We start from the raw sequence: 15,822 nt of genomic DNA, 5'->3' as shown, positions 1-15,822 counted from the left end.
TTTATTGGTATTTTTCTGTTAAGGACTGCCAAATCTCTTCTGTTGGCATTTCCTTTCCTGTCCATAGTTGAAAAGCTTCTGCAGCTTGATAGAGCAACATTCCCAGACCATTGACCACTGGATTCCCCTGACTTCTGGCCCATTTCAAAAATGGTGTTTCAAAAGGTTGGTAAATGATATCAGCTACTAAAAGAGTTTCTGATAGGACAATGTTTTCAGGAACTAGAGATGATTGACCATCCATTCCTACACTTGTCGCATTGACCAGTAAATCCGACTCAGCAATCCTTGCTTGCAGTTCAGGAATATCTTCTAAAGTATGCAAGTCCACTTTAAAGCCTGTCTGCTCCTGTAACTTGTCTAGATAAGATCTTGTTTTTTCCATAGAAACTGAACGAACAAAGACAGAAATCTGACTGACACCATCCAAAATAGCTTGCGCTATAATGGACTTGGCCGCACCACCTGCACCCAGCAGTGTCATCTTTTTACCTGAAATTGTAAAAGAAGGCAAGCTCTTAAAAAATCCCTTGCCATCTGTATTATATCCAATTAAATTGCCATTCTCATTGACAACCGTATTAACCGCACCAATCAAGCGCGCTTCATCGCTCAGCCCATCTAAATAAGGAATCACCTGCTCCTTATAGGGCATGGACAGGTTGATACCAAACATCTGGTAGCGACGAATATTAGCCACTGTGACTTCCAAGTCACCCGCTTCAATCTCCCAAGCCACGTAAGCACCATTGGTAGCTGTCGCCTCAAAGGCACTATTGTGAATAAAGGGGGAAATAGAATGCTTAATAGGATTAGCAACAACGGCAGCTAAACGTGTATAGCCATCAAGCTTCATCCAAAATCTCCCGAATTTTTTTCATGTTAGCTAAGGAAATCTGACCTGGGGCACTTGCCTCATCTAGACTAGCAAAAGACCAACTCGAACCAGTCACATCCGCAGTGATACGAGAGACCTTGCCCACCTTGCCCATAGAAATGGTCACATATTCCTGCTCAGGATTGAGGATTTTAAAGCCTCGTGTATAGTTCATCAAGTCTAAGACATCCTGCTCCGTGTGAGCCATCACCGCAACCTTAACAAGTTTTGGATTTAAGCTCGTCAACTCTGACAAGATTTCCATCATATTTTCAGGTGTTTCTTGGAAATTATGGTAACTCAAAACGAGATTTGGGAAGTCCAGCATTTCCTCAAAAACATCCTTGTAGCTATAGTACTCAAAATCAATATAGTCTGGTTGATAGAGTTGTGCCACTTCCTTGATTAGATGGATATATTCTTCTGGAGAAAGGTCGATTTCTCCCCCTTCAGAGCGAGTTCGCAACGTGAAAACTAACTCACGGCCTGCGAATTTTTCAAAAATAGCTGGAGCCACCTGCAAAATCGCTTCCTTAGGCAGATAGTCGGCACGCCATTCAATGATGTCGGCATCTAGGTACCTCGTGGCGTCCAGAGCCTGGACCTCCTCTAAACTTCTTGGCATTACTGAAACAATTAATTTCATTTACTAACCTTCATACTAATCACCTTGAGGTAATTACTACTTTCATCTTTTTTATTATAGGCAAAATCTGCTGGAAGACCGTATTTATTTAAAATCTGGTAACTTCTTCCTGCAAAGCCTTTATCAATTTGTTCTGTAAATTTCTGGCGGGATACATTGGCAGCATTGGTGCTGGCAATAATAATACCGCCCGGATTTAAAATCTCAAGACTTTGGGATATCAACTTATGATAATCCTTAGCCACAGAAAATGTTTGTTTTTTGTTCCGAGCAAAGCTAGGCGGATCTAGGACAATCACATCATAGGTCAAGCCTTTTCGCTTGGCATACTTGAAATACTCAAAAACATCCATAACTATAAAACGATGGTCGTCTGTGCTGATTCCATTAGCCTGAAAATGCGCTTGAGACAATTCTCGTGAACGTTTAGCTAGGTCAACCGAAGTAGTCTGGCTTGCTCCTCCCATGGCCGCAGCCACTGAAAAGGCTGCTGTGTAGGAAAACATGTTGAGCAAGGATTTACCCATAGCCAACCCATCCACTAAACTACCGCGAACTTCATGCTGGTCTAGGAAAATCCCTGTCATCAAGCCATCGTTCATAAAGACTTGATACAGAACACCATTTTCCAAAACAGTGAAGAAGTCAGGTGCTTCTTGACCATAAACATGGGCAGATTCATAGTCCAAACCCTTAAAACGGATCTTCTCATATGCTCCTAAAACCTCAGGAAAAACCTGTCTAAAAGCTTCTGAGATAACCTTGCGAATCTGATAAACATAAGAGTTATACCAAGAAAAGGCAGCATAGTCGCCATAAAGGTCCACTGTCAGACCGCCAAAGCCATCTCCCTCTTGGTTAAAGAGACGAAAGGCAGTAGTCAAATCATCTTGATAGTAGGCACTTCTCTTTTCTTTAGCTTGTCTAAACAGTGCTTCAAAGAAAGCTTGATTGAAGGTCACCTTGTCTGTGCTCACAAACCAGCCCAAGCCCTTGTTTTGCAGAGAAAGGTAGGCAGTACCAAGAAAGTTTCCATCTTGACTATGAACTTCTACTTCCTGATCCTTGAGACTGATATTCTCAAGATCGCTGGCTTCTAGTAAAACAAGCCCCTTGGAAAGCTTTTTTTCAACCCGTTTGTTGACTCTTATTCTATTCATAGTCCCTATTATAGCAAATTTTGTGACAATTCTCAAAAAAGAAACTACCCTTGCTTTTTTACTCTAGTTTTAAAAAATGGTATACTAATACTAATAAAAACTTAGGAAGTAATTGTGTGAGAATCAATTTTAGCAAAATCCAAAAAGCCATGGGTACCAGACTGGGTTTTGTCCTAACCCTTTTAATCCTCTATTGGCTCAAAACCTTATTAGCCTATACCGTTGACTTTAATTTAGATATTCAATTGGGCAAGTTGCAAGGGAATTACCTTGCCTTTATCGCTTTTTTCAATCCCCTTCCTTTGGGACTCCTCCTGCTGGCTCTAGCCTTCTATGCTCGGTCAACCAAGATCTTTTATGGCCTGAGTATAGCTATTTATAGCCTTTTATTCATTTGGCTCTATTCCAATGTCTTTTACTATCGAGAATTTAGCGACTTTATCACGGCCAATACCATGAAAGTGGTCAGCAAGGTATCTGTTGGTACTGCGGAACTAGAGTTACTGCGCTTTTGGGATTTCATCTATTTTATGGATTTCCCACTGCTGGCTTTCCTTTTCTATAAAAAATTCATCCAGTTGGATAGGAGACCTTTCAAATTCCGCTCCAGTGTTGCCATCACTGCTCTCTCGGCCCTGCTCTTTTCAGCTAACCTTTTCTTGGCTGAAATTGAGCGTCCCGATCTCCTGTCACGAGGATTTTCTAATTATTATATTGTTCGTGCCCTTAGTTTGCCAGCATTTTTAGGCTATAGTGCCAACCAGTCCTATAGCGCCAACAAAGAACGTGCCAAGGCCTCTGAGACCGACCTTCAACCTATCACAGACTATATTCAAGAACATTCTGCTAAGCCCAATCCAGACTATTTTGGCTTGGCCAAAGGGAAAAATGTGATTTATCTCCACTTGGAAAGTTTCCAGCAATTCCTACTGGACTATAAACTCAACATAGATGGAACTGAGCATGAAGTCACTCCCTTCCTTAATTCCCTCTACCATTCGCAATCAACCCTAGCCTTTTCTAATATCTTTAACCAAGTCAAGGCTGGTAAGACCTCAGATGCGGAAACCATGCTGGAGACTGGTTTGTTTGGACTTGACCAAGGTTCCTTTATGGTCAATTATGGTGGTACCAATACCCAGCAGGCAGCTCCTTTTATCCTATCGAAAAATGGCTACCAATCAAGTGCAGTCTTTCACGGTAATATCGGGACCTTCTGGAACCGAAATACAACCTACAAACAGTGGGGCTACCAATACTTCTTTGACGCTTCCTATTTTACTAAGCAAGACAGTAGCAACTCTTTCCAATATGGTTTAAATGATAAAATCATGATGAAAGATTCTATCCAGTATCTAGAGCACTTGCAGCAGCCTTTTTATGCCAAGTATATCACGGTGTCTAATCACTATCCCTATGCAAGCAATCTGACAGGCGATGAGCTTGGTTTCCCCTTGGCTAAAACCAAAGATGAAACCATCAATGGCTACTTCCAAACAGCCAACTATCTGGATAGCGCTATCAAGGCCTTCTTTGACTATCTCAAAGAAAGTGGCCTCTATGAAAAATCCATCATCGTCATCTACGGAGACCATTATGGAATTTCTAACTCCCGCAATCCTGACCTGGCTCCCTTGATTGGCAAGACTTCTGAGAACTGGTCGAATTACGACAATGCTATGTTGCAACGTGTGCCTTTTATGGTGTTCATGCCTGACTATGAAAAAGGACAAATCATCAATACCTACGGTGGACAAATCGATATCTTACCGACTCTCGAACACCTCCTTGGTATTGAGTCCAATTCGTTCCTTCAAGTCGGCCAAGACCTTCTGTCTCCAGATCATCAAGAAATCATTGCCTTTCGAACTGCCAATTCCTTCGTCACACCTAAATACACCAGTTATGACGGACGAACCTACTATACTGAAAGCGGTCTTGAAATCAGTAACCTTGATGAACAAGCTCAGACTGAACTAGAAATCGTTCGGCAGGCAGCCAGCCAACAGCTGAAAATCAGCGACCAGATTCAAACTGGCGATTTGATACGTTTCTACCAAGCAGATCATCTTGGAAAAGTTGATACAGAAAGTATTTCTTACCTCAATTCCTTGCCAATTCTGCAAAAGATTGAACAGGAAAAAGGTAGTCAATCAACCAGTCTCTTTAGCCAACGACAAGGTAAGACCAGTGCTGACCTTTTCAAGGCACCAAGTTACCAAGAACTCCATCCAGAGTCGGCAGAAACCGAATCAAAATCACAATAAAAGATGCTCTTCCATCGTGGAGGAGCATTTCTTTTTATAAAATTTATCAAGCAAGCGACCAACTAGCTCATCTTTTTTCTACTTCTGCTAATATGCGTGACAGGTAGTAACGATAGCTAAAAATAGCAAGACCAAGCAAGAGGATAAGAGCTCCTACTCCCAAGCTAATGGCAAGGACAGGGGCGAGAGACTGAACCAAGAACAAACTTACAATGACTAAAATCATTAATATAACACTATAAACCAAAATCAAAACAACTGCTACTATACGATTTGAACGATTTACCAAGTCCGTAATGCTACTCCAATTGGTTGACAGATTTTTAACGTCCTTAAAGTAATGGTGGCAAGAAAGGATGACACTGGCAAGGATCCATGCCACAAGAAGGTAAATCATCGAAAGGATGGGCAAGCCTAGATAGAGAGAAAGGCCAAGTAAAGTCAGAACTGGTAAAAAGGACTGGACAGCAAATATAATCCAAAATTTCACTTTCACATAACGAGCAAAGTCAAAGGGTAAACTCTTCAGAAAATCAACATTTTCCCTCTCCAAGGACAAGGCAATTGAAGGCAGACTGGTGATATTGTTATTAACAACTGCTATAAAGAGAGCTATAAAAAACAAGGGTAACCAGTATGGAGGATGAATGTCTGGAACTATCTGAGAATCTCGGATTTTGGAAATCATACCAAGCATCATGAGATAAGGAAGGAAAGCACTTGTAAAAAGCACTGTAACCACGCCAGTTCCCTGTCCCAAGAGGGAGATGTTATAGCGCAACACCATACGGAAAAAGCCCTTTTTAGTAGTTGAAATCCTCTCCTTGCTGCGACGTTCTTTTTTGAGCTTCTCCTCACTATTAAGCAGAATCACGTCATAAAAACGAGGAAGGACCTTCTTTTTGGTCAGATAAAGCAGGAAGAGAGTTAGTCCTATCCAAGCTAACAGACCCAGTATGGCTTCTGTCGAAAAAGGCTCCACTGCTATTTTGTAAAAGATATGAAGAGGATAAAGGAGAAATGGAATGTCTCTAACTTTGTCAACAATACTTCCAAAAGTCGACTGTAGAAAGAGGACAAATATTAAAGGTATGAGAACTCCTATCCCAATCATCACATTGGCAAAAATAGACTGATACTTTCTGAAGACCCTAGTCTGAGCCAAGAAATGTACTGCCACTACCATCACTAAAGTAACAGAGACAAATAACAAGGCCAAGGACAGCAGCATCAAAGGCAAGCCCAGCCAAAGAGAAGGAGCTAGCCTAATATAGAGGACTAGAAAATAAGCTAGGATTGGTACAATTCCAGCTAGAGCTGGCAAGAGAACAGACAGTCCTTTAGCAATTATAATCTCTGATTCTTTAAAGGCATAGGGCCTATACAATGCCAAGTCCTTACTCTCATAAAAGACATTGTAAAATGCAGTGAAAGAAGTTGAAAAGGCAAGCACCAGTAAAATAGCAACCATGCTACTAAAAAAACTTGGCATTTCCTCAAAAGGAAAACGAAAGGCTATATTTATAAACATGAAGAGCATTAAGAGACTGGAAAAAATGTAAGAACTTAGGACTCTAGCGGAAACATTTACTTTTTTTCCAGGATTCTTAGCTTGCTTCTTTCGTAGGTTAGCCAGATTCGCTTCTTGAGATGAATAGAGGATATTGATATCAACTAATTTTTTAATGACCTTGAGACGCATCTGAAACCTCCTCTTTTCTACCTGCAAGGCTAAGGTAGATACTTTCCAAAGACTGGTCTGGGTGGTCTTTTCTCAAGTCCTCTACGCTACCACAATAGATCAAATGCCCCTTTTTCAAAATGGCAATCCGATCACAGACTTGCTCAGCTACCTCTAGGACATGGGTTGAAAACAAGACCGTCTTGCCTTTTTGTGCATGTTCCTTCATCATTTGCTTCAAATCAAAGGCAGCCTGGGGATCCAAACCTGTCAAGGGTTCATCCAAGACCCAAATATCAGGATCAGACAAGAGTGCTCCGATAACAAAGACTTTCTGACGCATTCCGTGAGAAAGGGTTTCAATAACCTGATAGCGGTTTTCAGCAAAATCAAAAACGTTCAATAGCCTAGCTAGACTAGCCTCCAAGTCAGAGCTAGTTAGCTCATAGGATGAGGCAATCAATTCCCAAAATTCATTGGCCGTTAAGCGTAAAAATAAGTCAGGCGAGTCTGCTACGTAGCCAATTTTTCGTTTAATAGCTAAACGATTTTCCGATAACTCCTGACCGTCTACCAAAATACGACCACTGCTGGGCGAAATGATACTGACTAAGGATTTTATGGTAGTCGATTTCCCAGCACCATTATGGCCAATCAAGCCCATAATCTCTCCATTTTCGATCTGCAAATTGAGATTGCTCAAGGCCTCTTTATCACCATACAACTTACTAACATTTTGAAATTCAATCATGAGAAATCTCCTCTCTTTATCTATGTAATTTACTATAATTATAGCGTTTTCATTTTAAAAATCAACATTTTATATAAAATAGTCAAAAACTTATTATTCAGTTTTACGCAAACGTTTGAGCTAACCGATACTTTATGATAGAATAAAGAACAAGATTGACAAGTAAGAGGAAACATCATGCAAAATCAAACACTCATGCAGTACTTTGAATGGTATCTGCCCCACGACGGTCAGCACTGGACGCATCTGGCTGAAGATGCTCCACACCTAGCTGATCTCGGTATCAGCCATGTCTGGATGCCACCAGCTTTCAAGGCTACCAATGAAAAAGATGTCGGCTATGGGGTCTATGACTTATTCGACTTAGGAGAGTTTAATCAAAAAGGAACTGTCCGCACCAAGTATGGTTTTAAAGAAGACTATCTTCAAGCCATTCAAGCTCTAAAAGCACAGGGAATTCAACCTATGGCAGATGTGGTACTCAACCACAAGGCTGCTGCTGATCACAGGGAAGCCTTTCAGGTTATTGAGGTGGATCCTGTAGACCGTACAGTTGAACTCGGAGAACCCTTCACCATCAATGGCTGGACTAGCTTTACCTTCGATGGTCGCCAAGATACCTACAATGACTTCCACTGGCACTGGTACCACTTCACAGGTACTGACTATGATGCCAAACGCCGTAAGTCTGGGATTTATCTGATTCAAGGGGACAACAAGGGTTGGGCAAATGAGGAATTGGTCGATAATGAAAACGGTAACTATGACTACCTCATGTATGCCGACCTAGACTTTAAGCATCCTGAAGTTATCCAAAATATCTATGACTGGGCTGACTGGTTCATGGAAACGACTGGTATAGCTGGTTTCCGCTTGGATGCCGTTAAGCACATTGACTCTTTCTTCATGCGCAATTTCATCCGTGATATAAAGGAAAAATACGGTGAGGATTTCTACGTTTTTGGTGAATTTTGGAACCCTGACAAGGAAGCCAATCTGGACTATCTTGAAAAAACGGAAGAACGCTTTGACCTTGTCGATGTTCGTCTCCACCAGAATCTCTTTGATGCTAGCCGAGCAGGTTCCAACTATGACCTTCGTGGTATTTTCACAGATAGCTTGGTTGAACTCAAGCCTGACAAGGCTGTGACTTTTGTCGACAACCACGATACACAACGAGGTCAGGCTCTTGAGTCTACCGTTGAAGAATGGTTCAAACCAGCAGCTTATGCCCTCATTCTGTTACGCCAAAATGGCCTTCCATGTGTCTTTTACGGAGACTACTATGGGATTTCAGGGCAGTATGCTCAAGAAGATTTCAAAGAAGTCCTTGACCGTCTCCTAGCCATCCGAAAAGATTTGGCCTACGGAGAGCAAACAGACTACTTTGATGACGCAAACTGTATCGGTTGGGTACGTTCAGGTGCTGAAAATCAATCCCCAATCGCAGTCCTTATCTCAAATGACCAAGAAAACAGCAAGTCTATGTTTGTCGGCCAAGAATGGGCTAACCAAACTTTCATAGACTTACTTGGAAACCACCAAGGTCAAGTTACAATTGATGAGGAAGGTTATGGACAATTCCCTGTCTCAGCTGCTTCGGTAAGTGTCTGGGCAACCAATACAATCTAATAGCTAATGATAATCAAGCCAGGTCCAATCGGATTTGGCTTTTTTGCATTCACAAAAAGACCTACCCAAATGGATAGATCTTTACTTGATTACAATTTACCTGCTACGGCATCCAACAATTCTTGGATCTTAGCTTGGTTGCTTCCTCCTGCCATGGCCATGTCTGGTTTACCACCACCACGTCCATCGACGATTGGTGCCAATTCTTTGACAAGGTTTCCTGCATGAAGGTCTTTTGTCTTGCTTGCTACAAGAACATTGACTTTGTCACCGATAGCAGCAACTAGGACAAGAAGATCAGAGTAGTCTTTTTGTTTCCAGTTATCCGCAAAAGTACGAAGGGCACCAGCGTCAGATACAGATACTTGGCTAGCGATATAACGGTGACCGTTGACTTCCTTCACATCCTTGAAGATATCGCCCGCGGCTGCAGCTGCGGCTTTTTCTTTCAATTCAGCATTTTCTTTTTGAAGTTGACGAAGTTGTTCTTGAAGTCCTTCTACCTTGTGAGGTACTTCCTTGACTTGTGGTGCTTTCAAGGTTGCTGCGACTGCTTTAAGAGCATCTTCTTGTTCACGGTAGGCTTCAAAGGCTTCCTTACCAGTCACTGCTAAGATACGGCGAGTTCCTGAACCAATCCCTTCTTCTTTGACAATCTTGAAGAGGCCAATTTCAGAAGTGTTGCCAACGTGGGTACCACCACAAAGCTCGATAGAGTAGTCACCGATAGTAACAACACGGACTTCTTTTCCGTATTTCTCACCAAAGAGAGCCATAGCTCCCATTTCCTTGGCAGTGTCAATATCCGTTTCAACTGTCTTAACTTCAAGAGCTTCCCAGATTTTCTCGTTGACTTGCTGTTCAATGGCACGCAATTCTTCTGCAGTTACTGCTTGGAAATGAGTAAAGTCAAAGCGAAGGAATTCAACTTCGTTAAGAGATCCTGCTTGTGTTGCATGGCTGCCAAGGATATTGTGAAGAGCCGCATGGAGCAAGTGAGTAGCAGTGTGGTTTTTCATGACACGGTGACGACGATTTGTATCAATTGCCAAGGTATATTCTTGGTTCAAGGCAAGTGGTGCAAGGACTTCAACTGTATGAAGAGCTTGTCCGTTTGGTGCTTTTTGAACATTTGTCACAGTAGCCACAACCTTACCTGACTCATCCAAGATTTGTCCATGGTCAGCGACCTGTCCACCCATTTCAGCATAGAATGGCGTTTCCGCAAAGATAAGAGAGGCAGTTCCTTCTGATACAGCTTCTACTTCTGCATTGTCAGCTACGATAGCCACCAATTTAGAAGACAATTGGCTAGCATTGTAGTTGAAGACACTTTCCACTGTGATGTTTTGAAGGGTTTCATTTTGCATACCCATTGAGCCACCCTTGACAGCTGACGCACGCGCACGTTCTTGCTGTTCTTTCATGGCTGCTTCAAAGCCTTCACGGTCAACAGTCATGCCAGCTTCTTCAGCGATTTCTTCAGTCAATTCAACTGGGAATCCATAAGTGTCATAAAGTTTAAAGACATCTGAACCAGCGATGACAGATTGACCTTTTTCTTTCAAGTCTGCTACGATGCCTTGGGCAAAGTGTTGACCTGAGTGAAGGGTACGAGCAAATGATTCTTCTTCGCTCTTAACGATTTTTTCGATAAAGTCACGTTTTTCAAGCACTTCTGGGTAGTAGCTTTCCATGATTTTTCCAACGGTTGGAACGAGTTTGTAAAGGAAAGGCTCGTTGATACCCAATTTTTGACCATGCATAGAAGCACGACGGAGAAGACGACGAAGGACATAACCACGACCTTCATTTCCTGGAAGGGCACCATCACCGATGGCAAATGAAAGTGAGCGGATGTGGTCAGCGATAACCTTAAAGCTCATGTTGTCGCCATCTTGGTCATAAACCTTACCAGACAATTTCTCCACTTCACGAATGATTGGCATGAAGAGGTCAGTTTCAAAGTTGGTCTTAGCCCCTTGGATAACCGCTACCAAACGCTCCAAACCAGCGCCCGTATCAATGTTCTTGTGTGGCAATTCCTTGTACTCGCTACGAGGAACAGCAGGGTCTGCGTTAAATTGTGACAAAACGATGTTCCAGATTTCGATGTAACGGTCGTTTTCGATATCTTCTGCAAGCAGGCGAATACCGATATTTTCTGGGTCAAATGCTTCTCCACGGTCAAAGAAGATTTCTGTATCTGGTCCAGAAGGTCCTGCACCGATTTCCCAGAAGTTGTCCTCGATCGGAATCAAATGACTTGGGTCCACTCCTACCTCAATCCAGCGGTTATAAGAATCTTTATCATCTGGATAGTAGGTCATGTAAAGTTTTTCAGCTGGGAAATCAAACCATTCTGGGCTTGTCAAAAGCTCATAAGCCCAAGTGATGGCTTCGTCACGGAAGTAATCTCCAATAGAGAAGTTCCCCAACATTTCAAACATGGTATGGTGACGAGCAGTCTTCCCTACGTTTTCAATATCGTTGGTACGGATAGCCTTTTGGGCATTGGTAATACGTGGATTTTCAGGGATAATGGTCCCGTCAAAGTATTTCTTAAGGGTTGCTACCCCAGAGTTGATCCACAAAAGTGTTGGATCATTTACAGGAACCAAGCTCACTGATGGTTCTACTGAGTGACCTTTGGTCGCCCAGAAATCAAGCCACATTTGGCGTACTTGTGCACTAGATAGTTGTTTCATATTGTCTCCTTATTTACTTGTTTAATGTGATTGGCTTTCCAGCATTTCCACATAGTCAATCGCGACACAGAGGGAAATGACTAGGTCTGCATAAGCGTCCTCAAGGACTGTTACGTTATAAGTAGAGGTCAGATGGAAGAGTTCTTTCCTGATTTCCGCAATCAACTGATCGCGATCATCCAGTAGTTTGAAATTCAAATCCCAGATATTTCCCTCGATACGAAGCCCCAGATTATCAAATTCATACTTATCTCGCCAGAAAGTCAACTTCTTACGAATGACAAAACTCGAGCCATCCCTAAGTTGAATCTCAAAACGAGGTAGCAAGGTCAAGATTTCTTTACTGATTTGACTGACCCATTCACCATAGGCGTCATAGATGGTAAAAGTTTTGGGAATCTTAAAAAATGATCCCTCCACCTGATAGGCGATTTCTCCCCTGTCATCCTTGATAGCGAAGCGTTCGCCTCCAAGACGAAACTTTTGTTTGACAAGAAATGTTTTCATCAACACCTCCAAAAATCAAAAGACAAGCTCATATCACGAAGGGCGAAAAACCGCGGTACCACCTTCATTCAATGAACTTGTCATTCTCTTGTTCTTATGCAATTGTATGATTGAGTAGCATGACTTCCTAGCTTAGATGGCTCGCAGCACCGCCATTTCTCTGGACTAAGATGAGTGAAAATCAATTCTCAACTTTCTTATTATAACGTTTTTTTAAGCTTGCGTCAACTGGGAATGATTCCTATTTAAATAACCCATTACCTACATCTCAGATTACTTTTTCAGAATATATTTTTTCTTACTGCTATCACTCTTTTTATCCCAACTTTTATTCCAAAGTTTTGAATTGTTAAAGATAGCTACGAAAATATTTGCAAATATAAAGAAACCTATCACCAAATGTATGGAATCAGTTGTTAGGTATTGTCTATCCAAACCATCCTTTAGAGAGAATAGTATAATTGTTTCGTTAACAATCAAAAAGGTTGGCCAATAACTTTTTTTGAAAAAAGTAGATATTTTCATTATTTGTTACCGCTTTCTGTAAGGTTAAACTTAGTATACTACTGGGAAAGAAAATAAGCAACTATCATAGAAAAAGATACCGTTACAAAAATTGCCTTTTATTTTTTAAAAAACGAACCAGCTTGACTGATTCGTTTCGTGACTGCTAACTCCTACTTCCGATACATTTTAAACTGTAGGAAGAGGTCGCTATATTTGCCTGTCCATTTATGGTCAAATTTCTCATAAACTTCTAGGTGTTTCATAGTTTCAGCATCTGGATAGAAGGCTTTATCTTCTTTTTTCTCCTCTGGGAGTAATTCCTTAGCTGGTAGGTTTGGTGTTGAATAGCCGACATACTCTGCATTTTTGAGAGCATTTTCAGGTTTCAACATAAAGTTGATAAAGGCATAGGCTGCATCTTGGCTTTTGACTGTTTTAGGAATGACCATATTGTCAAACCAAAGGTTGCTGGCCTCAGTCGGAACCACATAGCGTAGATTTTCATTTTTCTCCAGCATTTGGCTGGCTTCACCAGAGAAGGTCACGCCGATAGCAGCATTGTTCTGAATCATGTAGCCCTTCATCTCGTCGGCAACAATAGCCTTGATATTTGGAGTGAGCTTGTAAAGCTTGTCCACTGTCTCTTCCAACTGCTGGCTATCCTTGGAGTTGAGGCTGTAGCCGAGGGAATTGAGTCCGAGTCCCAGCACCTCACGCGCCCCATCAAAGAGCATGATAGAGTTCTTATACTCTGGCTTCCAGAGGTCATCCCAATGCTCAGGCGCTTCATCTACCATAGTTTCATTGTAGACAATTCCCAAGGTTCCCCAGAAGTAAGGAATGGAGAATTTATTGCCTGGGTCAAAGGACTGGTTGAGGAACTCTGGTCCGATATTTTCAAGACCTTCAAGTTTTGAATAGTCAAGCGGTACCAAGAGGTCTTCGTCCTTCATCTTATTAATCATGTATTCACTAGGGATGGCAATATCGTAGGTCGTTCCACCCTGCTTGATCTTGGTATACATGGCTTCGTTGGAATCAAAGGTCTCATACTGGACTTGGATTCCTGTTTCTTCTGTGAATTGCTCCAAAAGTTCTGGATCGATATAGTCCCCCCAGTTGTAGATAACCAGTTTTTGACTATCTCGGCTATTGATTTTACTATCGAGATGAGTCGCAATTCCCCACAAGACCAGGATAATGGCTACGATTCCTGCTAAAAATGAATAGAGTTTTTTCATGCTTGCTCCTCCTTCTCACGTGAGATAAAGTAATAACCAACAACTAGGATAATACTAAAGAGAAAGACAAGGGCAGACAGGGCATTGATTTCTAGCGAAATCCCCTTACGAGCACGAGAGTAAATCTCGACTGATAGTGTTGAAAAGCCATTTCCCGTTACGAAGAAGGTCACGGCAAAGTCATCTAGCGAATAGGTGAAGGCCATGAAGTAACCTGCAATGATAGACGGAGTCAGGTAAGGAAGCATGATTTCCTTGAACATCTGAAATTGACTGGCTCCCAAGTCATAGGCTGCATGAATCATGTCACCGTTCATTTCCTTGAGACGAGGCAAGACCATCAAGACCACGATAGGAATGGAGAAGGCCACGTGACTAGATAGAACAGTCAAAAAGCCAAGTGAAAATTTGAGTTGAGTAAAGAGAATCAAGAAGCTGGCACCAATCATAACATCAGGCGCAACCATGAGGATATTATTGAGTGATAGAAAGGCTTCTTGGTATTTCTTACGAGACTGGTAGATGTAAATAGCTCCAAAAGTCCCGATAATGGTCGCTATCAATGCTGACAGAAAGGCCAAGAAAAAGGTCTGAGTCACAATTAACATAAGGCGACCATCGCCAAACATGGTTTTAAAATGACTCAAACTAAAGCCTGTAAAGCTATTCATGTCGTTGCCTGCATTAAAGGCATAGCCAATCAAGTAAAAGATTGGCAGGTAGAGGACAAGAAAGACCAGTCCCAGATAAAGGTTGGCAAATTTTTTCATCGTTCTCTCCTTTCCTTGGTCACCCACATGGTGATGAACATGGTCAGAATGAGAATCACACCGATGGTAGAACCCATACCGTAGTTGTCATTTGTCAGGAAGTTCTGCTCAATGGCTGTCCCCAAGGTGATAACGCGGTTCCCACCAATCAAACGGGTCAGCATGAAGAGACTCAAGCTTGGAATAAAGACCGACTGAACTCCACTTCGCACGCCGTTCATCGATAGAGGGAAGATGACATAGCGGAAGGTCTCCCACTTGGTCGCACCCAGATCGTAGCTGGCATTGATGAGGTTATTATCCATATCGTCCAAGACATTGAAAATGGGCAAAATCATAAAGGGAAGCTCGATGTAGCTTGCGACAAAGATAAAGGAGAAATCGGTAAAGAGCAACTGCTGTGAACCAATTCCGATGAATTCCAAAAATTGGTTAATAGAGCCATTCTGACCAAAAATCCCGATAAAGGCATAGGCCTTGAGGAGCAAATTGATCCAGGTTGGCAGGATAATCAGCATGAGCCAGAGTTGACGGTGCTTGAGACGGGTCAAAAAGAGGGCTGTTGGATAGCTGATAAGGAGGGTTACAAAGGTCACAATCCCTGCATAAAGCACAGAGTTAAAGCTCATTTTGAGATAGGTCAAGTTTTGTGACGCAAAGTAGGATTTGTAATTTTCTAAACTGAACTGACCTTCAATGTTGAAAAAGGATTGACCGAAAATCAAGACCAAGGGTGCCAACACAAAGAGGGCAATCCAAAGCATGTAGGGCACTACAAAGAGTTTAGAGCTTGTTTTCTTCATCTCTTTCCTCCTCGATTGCATTGATCAGACCTGCTTCTTGCTCTTCGATTTCCACATATTCTTCGATACGAGCATCGAACTCTTCTTCGGTTTCGTTGAGACGCATGATATGGATATCTTCTGGCTCAAAGTCCAGACCGATTTCCTCACCCACGATGGCCTTACGAGTTGAGTGGATCATCCATTCATTTCCGAGTTCGTCATAGGCGATAATTTCATAGTGAACTCCACGGAAGAGCTGGGTATCAACCTTAACTTGGAGCTTGCCTTCT

The 15,822-nt window shown here is 42.1% G+C and carries 13 protein-coding genes and 1 pseudogene; 2 read left to right on the top strand and 12 right to left on the bottom strand.

What is annotated here, in order from left to right; genetic code table 11:
- Position 1: 1 nt before the first annotated feature.
- Genes PAN06_RS00980 through PAN06_RS00970 form a run of 3 tightly spaced genes read right to left on the bottom strand, consistent with a single transcriptional unit; the run spans position 2 to position 2,683 of the window.
- Positions 2–856: a shikimate dehydrogenase gene (locus PAN06_RS00980; RefSeq protein WP_269795331.1), complete on the bottom strand. Its 855-nt coding sequence runs from the start codon at positions 854–856 to the stop codon at positions 2–4.
- Positions 846–1,523, bottom strand: coding sequence for a type I 3-dehydroquinate dehydratase (aroD, locus tag PAN06_RS00975; RefSeq protein ID WP_004259794.1), 678 nt, complete (start codon positions 1,521–1,523; stop codon positions 846–848). The genes PAN06_RS00980 and aroD overlap by 11 nt, the downstream gene beginning before the upstream one ends.
- Positions 1,520–2,683 carry a class I SAM-dependent rRNA methyltransferase gene (locus tag PAN06_RS00970; RefSeq protein WP_269795330.1) on the bottom strand — a complete coding sequence of 388 codons (1,164 nt, stop codon included), beginning with the start codon at positions 2,681–2,683 and terminating at the stop codon, positions 1,520–1,522. The genes aroD and PAN06_RS00970 overlap by 4 nt, the downstream gene beginning before the upstream one ends.
- 149 nt (positions 2,684–2,832) lie before the next feature.
- Between PAN06_RS00970 and PAN06_RS00965 the strand changes: the two genes are divergently transcribed.
- Positions 2,833–4,950 carry an LTA synthase family protein gene (locus PAN06_RS00965; RefSeq protein WP_185776126.1) on the top strand — a complete coding sequence of 706 codons (2,118 nt, stop codon included), beginning with the start codon at positions 2,833–2,835 and terminating at the stop codon, positions 4,948–4,950.
- A 67-nt stretch (positions 4,951–5,017) separates the two neighbouring features.
- On the opposite strand, the gene PAN06_RS00960 is transcribed toward PAN06_RS00965, so the two are convergent.
- On the bottom strand, positions 5,018–6,652 hold the full coding sequence (locus PAN06_RS00960; RefSeq protein ID WP_269795329.1) for a hypothetical protein: 1,635 nt from the start codon (positions 6,650–6,652) through the stop codon (positions 5,018–5,020).
- Positions 6,633–7,382, bottom strand: a complete 750-nt coding sequence (locus tag PAN06_RS00955; protein WP_033681625.1) for an ABC transporter ATP-binding protein — start codon at positions 7,380–7,382, stop codon at positions 6,633–6,635. Before PAN06_RS00955 ends, PAN06_RS00960 begins: the two co-directional genes overlap by 20 nt.
- A gap of 177 nt (positions 7,383–7,559) precedes the next feature.
- Here PAN06_RS00955 and PAN06_RS00950 point away from each other — a divergent pair, with 177 nt between their 5' ends.
- The gene (locus tag PAN06_RS00950) at positions 7,560–9,014 is read left to right on the top strand and encodes an alpha-amylase (protein ID WP_269795328.1); all 1,455 of its coding nucleotides are present in this window, start codon (positions 7,560–7,562) and stop codon (positions 9,012–9,014) included.
- A gap of 89 nt (positions 9,015–9,103) precedes the next feature.
- Here the strand turns inward: PAN06_RS00950 and alaS are convergent, their stop codons facing one another.
- The 7 genes and pseudogenes from alaS to PAN06_RS00915 all read right to left on the bottom strand — a co-directional run.
- Entirely contained in the window at positions 9,104–11,722 is a 2,619-nt protein-coding gene (gene alaS / locus PAN06_RS00945) for an alanine--tRNA ligase (RefSeq protein WP_269795327.1), read from the bottom strand.
- 21 nt (positions 11,723–11,743) lie between these two features.
- The gene (locus tag PAN06_RS00940) at positions 11,744–12,229 is read right to left on the bottom strand and encodes an LURP-one-related/scramblase family protein (protein ID WP_084358232.1); all 486 of its coding nucleotides are present in this window, start codon (positions 12,227–12,229) and stop codon (positions 11,744–11,746) included.
- Between the two features lie 273 nt (positions 12,230–12,502).
- Positions 12,503–12,754 (bottom strand): hypothetical protein, encoded by a 252-nt coding sequence (locus tag PAN06_RS00935; RefSeq protein ID WP_125452270.1) that lies wholly within the window; start codon positions 12,752–12,754, stop codon positions 12,503–12,505.
- 152 nt (positions 12,755–12,906) lie between these two features.
- Positions 12,907–13,977 (bottom strand): ABC transporter substrate-binding protein, encoded by a 1,071-nt coding sequence (locus tag PAN06_RS00930; protein ID WP_269795326.1) that lies wholly within the window; start codon positions 13,975–13,977, stop codon positions 12,907–12,909.
- On the bottom strand, positions 13,974–14,747 hold the full coding sequence (locus tag PAN06_RS00925; protein ID WP_000712740.1) for an ABC transporter permease subunit: 774 nt from the start codon (positions 14,745–14,747) through the stop codon (positions 13,974–13,976). Before PAN06_RS00925 ends, PAN06_RS00930 begins: the two co-directional genes overlap by 4 nt.
- On the bottom strand, positions 14,744–15,550 hold the full coding sequence (locus PAN06_RS00920; RefSeq protein ID WP_050253424.1) for an ABC transporter permease: 807 nt from the start codon (positions 15,548–15,550) through the stop codon (positions 14,744–14,746). The genes PAN06_RS00925 and PAN06_RS00920 overlap by 4 nt, the downstream gene beginning before the upstream one ends.
- Positions 15,531–15,822 (bottom strand): annotated as a pseudogene (locus tag PAN06_RS00915) (spermidine/putrescine ABC transporter ATP-binding protein); the annotation flags it as partial. The gene PAN06_RS00920 and the pseudogene PAN06_RS00915, both read right to left, overlap by 20 nt.

This window comes from Streptococcus sp. SM3 (assembly GCF_027497875.1).
The sequence above is the reverse complement of the archived record's forward strand: the minus strand, read 5'-3'. Positions and strand labels throughout refer to the sequence as shown.